This window comes from Arthrobacter sp. SAFR-179 (assembly GCF_059414945.1).
This window is the reverse complement of record NZ_JBPFDM010000001.1, coordinates 26,980-38,787: the sequence shown is the minus strand read 5'-3', so window position 1 is coordinate 38,787 and position 11,808 is coordinate 26,980. Positions and strand designations below refer to the sequence as shown.

Sequence of the window (11,808 nt, the reverse complement as noted above, 5' to 3'; positions counted from 1 at the left end):
GTGACCACCGATCTATCGGCTCCCGCCAGGCGGAGCACGACGACGGCGGGCAGGGGCAACAGCCCCCGCCCGCCTTTCGGCGTTTCCGCGGTGTCCGTCCTGGCTGTGCTGATCGCCCTCTTCTCCCTCGTCCCGCTGGGGTACGTGGCCTACATGACGGTGGCAACCGGGTGGGACACCGCCGTCGGGCTCATCCTGCGGCCCCGCGTGGGCGAGCTGCTGCTGAACACCCTGCTCCTGATGGCCGCCACCATCCCGCTGTGCCTGCTGCTTGGCGTGGCGGGGGCGTGGCTGGTGGAACGGACCAAACTCCGCGGCCACCGGGTCTGGGCCGTGCTGCTGGCTGCTCCGCTGGCCGTCCCGGCCTTCGTGAACAGCTACGCGTGGGTTACCGCCGTCCCGTCACTTGGCGGCCTGGGCTCGGGCATCCTGATCTCCACCCTGTCCTATTTCCCGCTGGTGTACATCCCCGCCGCCGCCACCCTGAGCCGGCTGGACCCGGCCATTGAGCAGTCCGCCGCGGCCCTGGGGCTCGGCGCCTGGCGCACGTTCTTCCGCGTGGTCTTCCCCCAACTCCGGATCGCCATGACCGGCGGGGCGCTGCTGGTGGGGCTGCACCTGCTGGCCGAATACGGCGCGTTCGCCATGATCCGGTTCGATACCTTCACCACCGCGATCATGACCCAGTACCAGTCCACGTTCAACGGCGCCGCCGGAAACATGCTGGCCAGCGTCCTGGTGCTCTTCTGCCTGCTCCTGCTGCTGGCGGAGGTCCGCAGCCGCGGCACCGCCCGCTACGCCCGCATCGGATCCGGCGTCCAGGGCAAGGCCCTGCGGCTCCCGCTGCACGCCTACCAGTGGCCCGCGCAGCTTTTCCTGCTGGCGCTGACCGCCCTGGCGTTCGGCCTCCCGCTGTTCTACGTCATCCGGTGGATCCTGGCCGGCGGGGCGGACATCTGGACCGCGTCCGAGTTCCTGCCCGCCCTCCTCACCACCTTCAGCTACGGGCTTGCCGGCGCCGCAGCCACCACCGTGGTGGCCTTCCCCATGGCCTACCTCGCCGTCCGGCATCCCGGATGGTTCAGCAAGTCGCTGGAGCTGTCCAACTACGTCACCAGCTCCATGCCGGGCATCGTAGTGGCCCTGGCGTTCGTCACCGTCAGCATCCGCCTGGTGCCCGGGGTATACCAGACCGCGGGGCTGCTGGTGGCGGCGTACGTGCTCCTGTTCATCCCCCGGGCCCTCGTGAATCTCCGGGCCGGGCTGGCCCAGGCCCCCAAGGAACTCGACGAGGCCGCCCAGGCACTGGGCAAGCCCCCGCTGCTGGCCTTCATCCGCGTTACCCTGCGGCTCACCGCCCCTGCCGCCGCGGGCGGGGCAGCCCTGGTGTTCCTTGCCATCGCCAACGAACTCACCGCCACCTTGCTGCTGTCCCCCAACGGCACCAGGACCCTGGCCACCGAGTTCTGGAGCAAGAGCAGCGAAATCGACTACGCGGGCGCCGCTCCCTACGCCCTGCTGATGATCCTGCTTTCGGCCCCCATGACCTACCTCCTCTTCCAACAGTCCAAGAAAGTAGCCGGACAGTGACTGCACCATCAACCCGCCGGCTGCCCGAACACCGGGTGGCACCCTCCGTGGCCGCAACCACCAACAGCCACCTGCAGATCACGGACGTCACCAAGAACTTCGGTCCGCAGGCGGTCCTGAAGGGCGTCAACCTGTCCGTGGCAAAGGGCGGAACCACCGCCATCGTGGGCCCGTCCGGCTCCGGCAAGACCACCCTCCTGCGCCTGATCGCCGGATTCGAACACCCGGACACCGGGAGCATCTCCCTGAACGGAACCTTGGTGGCCGGTGAGGGCGCCTGGCTTCCCGCGCACAAACGGCACATCGGCTACGTGGCCCAGGACGGTGCCCTGTTCCCGCACCTCACGGTGGGCCAGAACGTTGCCTTCGGCCTTGATGCCGCCAAGCTCGAGGGCGGCCGCCGCGCCGTCGCCGCCCGCGTGGCCGAACTCCTGGAGATGGTGTCCCTCGATGCCGCCATGGCCAAGCGCCGGCCCCACCAGCTCTCCGGCGGCCAGCAGCAGCGGGTGGCCCTGGCCCGGGCGCTGGCACGCGAACCGGAGCTGATGCTCCTGGACGAGCCCTTCTCGGCCCTGGACGCCGGGCTCCGCGTTGCCACCCGCCGCGCCGTGGCCAAGGTCCTGGCCGAGGCCGGCGTCACCACCATCCTGGTCACGCACGACCAGGCCGAGGCCCTCTCCTTCGCCGACCAAGTGGCCGTCATGCGCGGCGGCAAGCTGGCCCAGATCGGCAACCCCTTCGTGGTGTACACCCGCCCCGCGGACCGGGCCACCGCAGAGTTCCTGGGCGACGCCGTCATCCTGGACGCCTGGCTGGAAGGATCTCTGGCCACCTGCTCCCTGGGCGGTATCCCGGTGCGGAGGCCGCCGGCGCAGGGACGCGTGCAGCTGATGCTGCGGCCCGAACAGATCCGCATCGCCGAGGACGGCCCCATCCGCGGCGTAGTGGTGGACACCGATTACTTCGGCCCCGAAACCACGGTGCGGCTGAAGCTGAACGTACCCCAGGAAGTGGCAGAGCACGCCGACCACCGGTATCCCGGCGGCGGCGAAGTGATCACCATCCGGCACTGGAACGCCTCGATCGCCCGGCCCGGCATGGAGCTGTGCCTGCGGGTTGTGGGCGAAGCCGTCGCGTTCCCCATGGAGGACTGACCTCCGGCCCTGCCCCGACACAGAAAAAACACCGGGCGGAAACACTCCGGCAACGTCTTCACGGCAAGCTGTGCTTACGGGGATACAACAGCAGGAGGCAGCCCATTATGGAGGCACAAGGAGTACGCACCGCCCAGCTCCGCATCGGGGACCAGATCGAGGCGTGGCACAGGGGCAGGCTCTTCCACAGGGGCCGGGTGACCGACGTCGTCCCGCACCTCGAACTGTTCTGGATCCTGGACGCCCGGACCGGCACGCGCAAGCTGCTGGACCCCGAGGCTCTGGAGATCCGCCATGTGGAACCGGCACCGGAGGCCAGCCCGGCCGCTATGGCCTGAGCACCCCTCGCCCGGCAGGGTGTGCGCCGCCTGGGTTCTGCGGAGTGGGCTGGGACGGCCGGTGGCCCCCCGGTAGTAAGCATGCTTACAATGGTGCGACTTCCGGCCACCACTTAGGAGCACAGACCATGATTGGATTCATCATTGCGGGCCTGGTTATCGGCGCGCTGGCCCGCCTCATCAAGCCGGGCAGGCAGAACCTGGGCCTGCTGGCCACGCTGCTGCTGGGCCTTGTTGGCTCCGTTATCGGCGGCGTGGTTGCCTCGTTGCTGGGAACAGGCAATATCTTCGAACTGAACTTCCTGGGCTTCATCGTGGCGGTCATCGCCTCGGTGCTCCTGGTTGGAACTGCGGAGGCAGTTGCCGGCCGCAGGTCCGTTCGCCGCTAGTTCGGCTCAGGCGCGTTCCTGGTAGACATCCGGAACGCCGTCCTGGTCCGAGTCCACCCGCTCCAGCTCTTCGGCGACGCGGTACTGCCGGTTCCGTGTCCGCAGCACGGCCGTGGCCAGCAGCGCGGCGATCAGTGAGGCGGCCAGGATGCCCACCTTGGCGTGGTCATCATGCAGGCTGCCGTGGCCAAAGCTGAGTTCTGCCACCAGCAGGGAGACGGTGAACCCGATCCCTGCCAGCAGCGCAACGCCAAACACATCGATCCATTTGAAGGAGCTGTCCAGGCTTGCCCTGGTGGCCTTGGTCAGGATCCACGTGGTGCCCATGATGCCGATCGGCTTGCCCAGGACCAGGCCCAGGATGATGCCCAGCGCCACCGGGTCCGACAAGGCCGAACCCAGGCCTTCCCACCCGCCAACGGCCACGCCGGCGGAGAAGAACGCGAAGATGGGAACGGCCACGCCGGCGGAGATCGGACGGAACCGGTGTTCGAAAATCTCGGCCAGCCCGGGACCGGCCTCGGGTCCCCCCGAGGCCTGCGACCGGATCACGGGGATGGCGAAGCCCAGGAGCACCCCGGCCACGGTGGCGTGGATGCCGGAGGCGTGCACCAGTGCCCAGGTCGCGGCGCCCAGGGGCAGCAGGATCAGCCACGCGGCGGCTGCATGGCGGCCGAAGAAGCGGCGGTACTTCTGAGCCAGCAAGGTGTAGATCCCCAGCGGGATGAGTGCCAGGAGCAGCGGTGCGGCCTGGATGTCACTGGAGTAGAAGAACGCGATGATGGTGATGGCGATCAGGTCATCCACTACGGCCAGCGTCAGCAGGAAGATCCGCAGCGCGCTGGGCAGGTGGGAGCCGATGATGGCCAGCACGGCCACGGCGAAGGCAATGTCCGTTGCCGTGGGAATGGCCCAGCCGCGCAATGTTTCCGGGCTGGCGAGGTTGACGACGGCGTAAATCACCGCCGGGACCACCACGCCGCCCACGGCGGCGGCTACCGGCACGATGGACTTGCTGATCTGCCGCAGGTCGCCGGCCACGAATTCCCGCTTGAGTTCCAGGCCCACCAGGAAGAAGAAGATGGCCAGCAGGCCGTCCGCCGCCCATGCCCCCAGGCTCAGTTCCAGGTGCCACGGCTCATAGCCCACCTTGGAATCCCGCAGGGCAAAGTAGCTGTCCGACGCCGGGGAGTTGGCCCAGATGAGGGCGATCACGGCAGCCGCGACCAGGAGGGCGCCTCCCACGGTCTCCTTGCGAAGGATCTCCGTAATACGCAGCGCCTCGGCGTAGCTGCCGCGTGAGAAGACGGTGGAGCCGAAAAACTTGTTTCGGCTTGGCGTGGGCGGTGTCGGCGAAGGCGTGGTGGAGTTCATGCGGTGTCCTTAAATCCGGGTTCGGCAAATCCATGCCGACCAGACTTCCCGGCGCACCTCCAGCCATCTTACCGGGAAATGGGCCGCTATCCGGCGCGGCGGCCTCCGGTGCGGTCCGCCCGTCCTGTCAGTGAGATGGCCCGCACGGCCCGGTCCAGGTAGATCCGCGCTTCCGGGGAATTGGCCAGCTGGACCAACTCCGCCGCCACCACCACCAGCTTGACGTTGCGGTGGCTGCTGGTGCTTACCAGCATCTGGAAGGCATCGTCAGAGCCAAGCTTCAGCTGGCCCATCAGGATGCCCCTGGCCTGGTCGATCACCGTGCGGGTTGCGGTGGCGCCCTCCACTGCTTCCCGCGCCGTCTGTTCCGTTTCACGTTGCAGCGTCCGGCTGAGGTCCACCGTGACGCCTTCGAACGCCGCCACCGATCCATCCGCGCCCAGGATCGCCTCGCCTGACGTCAGTACGCGCCGGATCCTGCCGCGGGCATCAACAATCCGGTGGTACATGCAGAAGAACCCGCCGGTCATGGAAACCTGCCCCAGGATCTCTTCGCACCGCTCCCTGTCATCGGGATGCTTATGGGCGAAGATCAGTTCCATGCTGGGGACGACCTCGCCGCGCTGGTAGCCATGCAGCCGGAACATGCCGTCCGACCAATGGAACGTTGGGCCTGCAGCCCCCATCTCCACCCGGAAGATACCGGCATCGTTTTCGCTGTCCCCGAGTGCACTCGAATACGTATAAAGGTCGCTGAGCTCCGTCACAGGTTAACCTCCCGCGCAACGGCCAGCCCCCAGCGGGCGGGCTCTCCTCACTAATCCAAGTATGGTCTTCCCGGGCAACGGAAGGTAGTGCGATAGGTCCTATGGCACCGGCCGGCAAAGTACGCTAGCAGGTCCTTGACCTCTATACCCCTAGGGGGTATGTTGGAACTGTTGTCAGTGAAGTGGTATGTCCCGGCTGGTGCCTGCACCCGCCTTCACAGCCGTTCAACCCCAGCGCTCCTTGATTACCTCAACGGATTGGAACTGACATGTTCATCGGGAACCGTCCCCAGCTCCCCCTCGCTTCCTCCGGCTGCAACTGCACTCCTGCCGGGGCCCCTGAGCAAGCGGACACCCAGCCTTCGGATGCCGCACAACAGCCCTCGTCCGCCGTCGGAAATTTCGACGCCGGCGCCTCCTTCCAGCGTGACTTCGCCGTGGAGGGTATGACCTGCGGGCACTGCGTCCGGTCAGTGGAAACGGCCGTGTCCGCGGTTGCGGGCGTGACGTCGGCGTCCATTGACCTGGTCCCCGGCGGCCGGTCCCGGCTGACCGTGAAGGGTTCGGCATCCGATGCCGACGTCCGCGAGGCCGTGACCGCCGCAGGTTACGCTCTGGCATAAGGCAGCCGCGCCCCGGCGCGGCCCCCATTTTCCGCCGGTCCGGTATCACCGGGCAGCGACTGCCTCCAAGGAGGAACAATGCAAGACCACCACGACATGCGCCACCACAGCGGCCCGCACGACCATGACCAGCCACCCAGCGGGACCCTGACCGAGCCGCCGGCGCATGGTGCCGGCCACATGGAGCACGCCGGACATGGCCAGCACGACGACGACCATACTGTCCACACCCACGGCCAGCATGCAGGGCACAGCACGGCCATGTTTAAGAACCGGTTCTGGTTGACGCTGGCCCTCGCCGTCCCGGTGGTCTACTTCAGCCCCATGATGGCCCATCTCCTGGGCTACATGCCGCCGGAATTCCCCGGCTCCGCCTGGATCCCGCCGGTCCTGGGCACGATGATCTTCTTCTACGGCGGCCAGCCATTCCTCAGGGGCGGCCTGCAGGAAGTGAAGGACCGCACCCCGGGCATGATGCTGCTGATCGGCATGGCCATTTCGGTGGCATTCGCCGCATCCTGGATCACCAGCCTGGGAATCGGCGGCTTCGATCTGGACTTCTGGTGGGAGCTGGCCCTGCTGGTGGCCATCATGCTCCTGGGCCACTGGATCGAGATGCGGGCCCTGGGTTCGGCGCAAGGGGCCCTGGATGCCCTGGCCGCGCTGCTGCCGGACGAAGCCGAACGCATTACGGACAGCGGCACCGAAACGGTGCCCGTGTCCCAGCTCACCCCCGGCGACCTGGTCCTGGTCCGCCCCGGCGCCCGCATGCCGGCGGATGGAACCGTAGTGGACGGGCAGGCCGAGTTCGATGAGTCCATGATTACCGGGGAATCCAAAACCGTGGCACGCGGGTCCGGCGACCCGGTGGTGGCCGGAACCGTGGCCACGGACAGCAGTGTCCGGGTACGTGTCTCGGCCGTGGGCGACCAGACCGCCCTGGCCGGAATCCAGCGGCTGGTGGAAGAGGCGCAGGCGTCATCTTCACGGGCCCAGGCCCTCGCGGACCGCGCAGCAGCATTCCTCTTCTACTTTGCCGCCGGCGCCGGTGTCCTGACCTTCATCGCCTGGACGCTGCTGGGAAGCGTTCCCGATGCCGTTACCCGCACTGTCACCGTGTTGGTCATCGCCTGCCCGCACGCCCTGGGGCTGGCCATCCCCCTGGTCATCGCCATTTCCACGGAGCAGGCTGCCCGGGCCGGGGTGCTGATCAAGAACCGCATGGCGCTGGAGCGGATGCGCACCATCGACGTGGTCCTGTTCGACAAGACCGGCACCCTGACCACGGGAGAGCCGGAGCTGAAGGACATTGCCGTGACAGAAGGCGCCCAGGCTGACGCCGTGCTGGCCCTTGCCGCCGCCGTCGAGTCGGACAGCGAACACCCAGTGGCGCGGGCCATCGTCCGCGCTGCCAAGGCCCGGAACCTGGCACTGCCCGGGGCCACGGACTTCACATCCCTGACTGGACGCGGCGTCCGGGCCACCGTGGACGGCCGTACGCTGCACGTGGGCGGGCCGGCGCTCCTGCGCGAGCTCGGCGTCGTCGAACCCGACACCCTGGCCGCCAGCACCCGGGGCTGGATGGACCGTGGAGCCGCCGTGCTCCACGTGGTGGACGACGGCAAGGTCCTGGGTGCCGTGAGCATGGAGGACGCGGTGCGGCCGGAGTCGCGGCAGGCCGTCTCGGCCCTGCAGCGGCGCGGCGTCAAGGTGGCCATGGTCACCGGCGATGCCCACCAGGTGGCGCAGGCGGTGGCAGCGGACCTGGACATCGACGAGGTGTTCGCCGAGGTCCTCCCCGCGGACAAGGACAAGAAAGTGGCCGAGCTGCAGGGCCGGGGCATGAAGGTGGCCATGGTGGGCGACGGCGTGAACGACTCTCCCGCGCTGGCCCGCGCCGAGGTGGGCATCGCCATTGGCGCCGGAACCGACGTGGCAATGGAATCGGCCGGCGTGGTGCTGGCCGGGAACGACCCGCGGGCGGTGCTGTCCATGGTGGACCTCTCCCGGGCCAGCTACCGGAAGATGTGGCAGAACCTGGTGTGGGCCACCGGCTACAACATCCTGTCCGTCCCGCTGGCCGCAGGCGTCCTTGCCTTCGCCGGGGTGGTGCTGTCCCCCGCGGCCGGTGCGGTACTGATGTCCGTGTCCACTATCGTGGTGGCCCTGAACGCCCAGCTGCTGCGGCGCCTGAAACTGAACCCGTCCGAGGTACGTTGAAGACTGCAGACCGACCGGAAGGAGGCAACGTCATGACCACCCGCACCATGGCGTACCTCCTGCGCCGGGCGTGGCTGCTGGCGGCCACCCTGGCCGTCATCGCCGGACTGCTGGGCATGCATGTGCTCACCGCCGGCCACGCCTCGCACGGCGCTGCCTCCCACGCGGCACCGGCCGGAACCACCGCCGTCGTCCATTCCATTGTGGGCGGCCATCCCTCCCATGCCGGCCACCCTGCCACCGCCGCTTCCACCGACGCGCCCGCCCTTGCACCGGCCACCTGCGGCGACTCCTGCCCGGGGGCCAGGGAGTCCGCGGCGCCCTGTGTCCCAACGGCCCCGGGCGGCCCTGTGACCGTTGTCCCGCCGCAGGCAACCCTTGCCGTCCTGCCGCTGCTGCCCGCGGCCGGCAACCCGGGCCCTGCCTACGCTTACCTGCCGCCCAGCCCCACACCCAGCGACCTGTCCATCAGCCGGACGTAAACCGGACTGCGCCAAACAACCCGGCCCAGTTCCATTACCTCCCTGAAGGACAACCATGAACACCACTATCAAGACCCTGTCCATCGCTGCTGCCCTGGCCGTCTCCCTGGGCCTCGCAGGATGCGCGGCAGATTCCGGCTCCGGCAACAGCATGCCCATGGACCACGGCAGCTCCAACCCCATGGCCAGCACCATGCCAAGCGCCGGGATGATGCCCAGCGCGAATGCCGACCATAACCAGGCGGACATCATGTTTGCCCAGATGATGATCCCCCACCACGCCCAGGCGGTGGAGATGAGCGGCATCATTCTGGCCAAACCCGGCATGCCCGCAGAGGTGACCGACCTGGCCACCAAGATCAAGGCGGCCCAGGCACCGGAGATCGAGCAGATGACCGGCTGGCTCAAGGGCTGGAATGTGCCCACCATGATGAGCGACCACTCCGGACACGGCATGACCGGCATGGTGGACGACGCCGGCATCGACAAGCTGAAGTCCGCCACCGGCACCGAGGCCGCCCGGCTGTTCCTCGAGCAGATGATCGGCCACCATGAGGGCGCCATCGACATGGCACAGCAGGAAATCAGCGCCGGCAAATTCCCCGACGCCGTGAAGCTGGGCCACGACATCGTGGACGCGCAGCAGGCGGAAATCACGCAGATGAAGCAGCTGCTGACCACGCTCTAACCGGCACGCCTGCCGGCCCGAGCATGCACACGGCGCGGCGGCGGCACCCAGCTCTGGAAGCCGCCGCCGCGCCGTCGCGTGTTAAGTTGAAAGGCACGGGTCCGAACGGATCCGTCACCAGCTGGGAAAAGAGAAATCTCCTTGGACACTTCCGCGCCAGTACGAATCCTCACCGTCTGCACCGGCAACATCTGCCGCTCCCCCGTGGCTGAACGGCTGCTGCAGGCAGGACTCGACCAGGCGGTACCGGGTGGTTTCCACGTGTCCAGTGCGGGCACCCGGGCACTGGTGGGCGAACCCATGCAGCCCATTTCCGCGGACATCGTACGGACTTTCGGCGGCGACCCCGAAGGGTTCGCGGCACGGCAGCTCACACCCAGGATCCTCCGCGGGGTGGATCTGGTACTCACCATGACATCGGGGCACCGCGGCGAGGTCCTGCAGCTGGATGCCTCCCTGCTCAAGCGCACGTTCACCATCAGGGAGTTTGCCCGGATGCTGGATGTCCTGGCCCAGCGAACCGCCGCCGGAGACGGCGGCCAGCCCGCCGCCGTCGTACCTTCCCCCGGCGCCCTGCCCGCCAGCAACGGGTCCGACGACGAAACCGCGCTCGCTGCCAACGCCGCCTTGTGGCGCGCCTTGCCGGCCCGCGCCGCCGGGGTGCGGCACCTTTCGCTCCCCGCCGACTCCGCGGACAACGACATCGTGGACCCGTACCGCCGCGCACCCGAGGTGTACCGCGAGATGGAGGACCAGCTGGCACCGGCGATTGTGTCCATCCTGCGCCACGCCCGGCTCAACGCGCCGGTTCCCGGGACCGTGCCCCAGTCCCGGTAGCGGAACCGCGTAACCGCTGCCCGGCGGCGCCCCGGGGCACACCTTCCCAGGTTCCGGCACGCCGTCCCAGGTGACAGTTTGGACAACCTTGTAGCCAACCAGGGCCTGCCGGACGCACACTGATCCCACCAAACACAATGAGGTGGAGGCGTCATGAGCATCCCAGGCGGTTCTGATCCATCCGGCGCCGGCAACGCCGGGAACGCCGGTTCGCACCGGCCGGCCTGGCTTGCGGCGTTGGGCCGGCGCCGCTGGATCGCCGCCCTGGTGGCGCTGGCACTTGTGGTGGCCGCAGGAGTGGCGGTCTTCAGCCTGAGCCGCGGGAGCAAGGAGGCGCAGCCTGCGGCCACCCAGACCCAGTCGCCCAGCCCGACGCCCACCCCCACGCCCTCTGAAACACCCCCGCCGGCTCCTGCTCCCCCGCCGCCACCCGCCCCGATTCCGGATCTGCCTGCCACCCCGATGAACGTACTGGTCATCGGCAGCGACAGCCGCGGCAATGCACGCGAGCAGGCGGCGCACACCGCGGAAACCGGCGAGGCCTCGGACCACCGCGCCGATTCCCTGATGGTGGTGCATGTTCCGGCGGACCGCCATACCCTTTACGTCATCTCGATCATGCGCGACCTCTGGGTGGACGTTCCCGGTGTTGGCGGCTCCAAGATCAACGCAGCATTGCAGTACGGCGGCATCGATCTGACCACCCAGACCGTGCAGCAACTGCTGGGCATCACCATCGACCACACCTTGATGCTGGATTTTAACGGCTTCAAGGCTCTCACAGACGGCCTGGGCGGCATCGACGTCAATGTCCCCTTCGCCTTCCAGTCCACGATCGAGACCCAGCACGCCTTCACCCAAGGAATCAACCATCTGGACGGGCAGGCGGCCCTGGAGTTCAGCCGCGAGCGCTACGCATTCACTGACGGCGACTACCAGCGGGTGCAGAACCAGCGGACCATGCTCCGGGCCATCCTCGCCCGCCTTACCGCCGGCGGCGCCCTGAACGATGTCAATGCGGTCCGCTCGCTGGTCGATTACGCCTCCTGCTGCCTGACCGTGGACAAGGGATTCGATCCCGTGCAGGCCGCGGTCCTTGCGTACAGCCTGCGGAACCTGGACGTGAACGCGATCGGCACCCTGACCCTCCCCACGGCCGGAACGGGCATGGCGGCGGGACAGTCCGTGGTGTTCCCGGACTACGGCGGAATCAACGCCGTTGCAGCCGCCCTCAGGGAAGGCAGGATCGGGGACTTCGCGGTTCCGTAAAGGGGGCGGGGCCGCCACGCCCTGTTCAGCAGCGGCTTACCCGGGGTTCACCGGCGGGACAGAATCTGTGTGCCCGC

General features: G+C 68.1%; 12 protein-coding genes. 10 read left to right on the top strand and 2 right to left on the bottom strand.

Annotated features, from left to right (window positions below):
• The 4 genes from ACR65K_RS00180 to ACR65K_RS00165 all read left to right on the top strand — a co-directional run bounded on the left by ACR65K_RS00180 (position 1) and on the right by ACR65K_RS00165 (position 3,471).
• A complete protein-coding gene (locus ACR65K_RS00180; RefSeq protein WP_200946085.1) occupies positions 1 to 1,590 on the top strand; it encodes an ABC transporter permease in 1,590 nt (529 codons plus the stop codon).
• Complete coding sequence (locus tag ACR65K_RS00175; RefSeq protein WP_200946083.1) at positions 1,587 to 2,744, top strand: ABC transporter ATP-binding protein; 1,158 nt, start codon at positions 1,587 to 1,589, stop codon at positions 2,742 to 2,744. Before ACR65K_RS00180 ends, ACR65K_RS00175 begins: the two co-directional genes overlap by 4 nt.
• A gap of 107 nt (positions 2,745 to 2,851) precedes the next feature.
• On the top strand, positions 2,852 to 3,082 hold the full coding sequence (locus tag ACR65K_RS00170) for a hypothetical protein (RefSeq protein WP_056328941.1): 231 nt from the start codon (positions 2,852 to 2,854) through the stop codon (positions 3,080 to 3,082).
• Positions 3,083 to 3,210: 128 nt separating this feature from the next.
• Entirely contained in the window at positions 3,211 to 3,471 is a 261-nt protein-coding gene (locus ACR65K_RS00165) for a GlsB/YeaQ/YmgE family stress response membrane protein (protein WP_056328938.1), read from the top strand.
• A gap of 6 nt (positions 3,472 to 3,477) precedes the next feature.
• Here the strand turns inward: ACR65K_RS00165 and nhaA are convergent, their stop codons facing one another.
• Positions 3,478 to 4,845: a Na+/H+ antiporter NhaA gene (gene nhaA / locus ACR65K_RS00160; RefSeq protein WP_440150843.1), complete on the bottom strand. Its 1,368-nt coding sequence runs from the start codon at positions 4,843 to 4,845 to the stop codon at positions 3,478 to 3,480.
• 86 nt (positions 4,846 to 4,931) lie between these two features.
• Positions 4,932 to 5,612: a PAS and ANTAR domain-containing protein gene (locus tag ACR65K_RS00155; protein ID WP_056328933.1), complete on the bottom strand. Its 681-nt coding sequence runs from the start codon at positions 5,610 to 5,612 to the stop codon at positions 4,932 to 4,934.
• Positions 5,613 to 5,881: 269 nt separating this feature from the next.
• On the opposite strand from ACR65K_RS00155, the gene ACR65K_RS00150 reads away from it, so the two are divergent.
• The 6 genes from ACR65K_RS00150 (at position 5,882) to ACR65K_RS00125 (ending at position 11,731) form a co-directional block, all read left to right on the top strand.
• The gene (locus tag ACR65K_RS00150) at positions 5,882 to 6,235 is read left to right on the top strand and encodes a heavy-metal-associated domain-containing protein (protein WP_440150842.1); all 354 of its coding nucleotides are present in this window, start codon (positions 5,882 to 5,884) and stop codon (positions 6,233 to 6,235) included.
• Between the two features lie 78 nt (positions 6,236 to 6,313).
• The gene (locus tag ACR65K_RS00145) at positions 6,314 to 8,455 is read left to right on the top strand and encodes a heavy metal translocating P-type ATPase (protein WP_440150841.1); all 2,142 of its coding nucleotides are present in this window, start codon (positions 6,314 to 6,316) and stop codon (positions 8,453 to 8,455) included.
• 32 nt (positions 8,456 to 8,487) lie between these two features.
• A complete protein-coding gene (locus ACR65K_RS00140; protein ID WP_440150840.1) occupies positions 8,488 to 8,937 on the top strand; it encodes a hypothetical protein in 450 nt (149 codons plus the stop codon).
• Positions 8,938 to 8,992: 55 nt separating this feature from the next.
• Positions 8,993 to 9,625 (top strand): DUF305 domain-containing protein, encoded by a 633-nt coding sequence (locus ACR65K_RS00135; protein ID WP_056328920.1) that lies wholly within the window; start codon positions 8,993 to 8,995, stop codon positions 9,623 to 9,625.
• 141 nt (positions 9,626 to 9,766) lie between these two features.
• Entirely contained in the window at positions 9,767 to 10,462 is a 696-nt protein-coding gene (locus tag ACR65K_RS00130; protein ID WP_440150839.1) for an arsenate reductase/protein-tyrosine-phosphatase family protein, read from the top strand.
• Positions 10,463 to 10,615: 153 nt separating this feature from the next.
• Positions 10,616 to 11,731: an LCP family protein gene (locus tag ACR65K_RS00125; RefSeq protein ID WP_056328914.1), complete on the top strand. Its 1,116-nt coding sequence runs from the start codon at positions 10,616 to 10,618 to the stop codon at positions 11,729 to 11,731.
• The last annotated feature ends 77 nt before the right edge of the window (positions 11,732 to 11,808 follow it).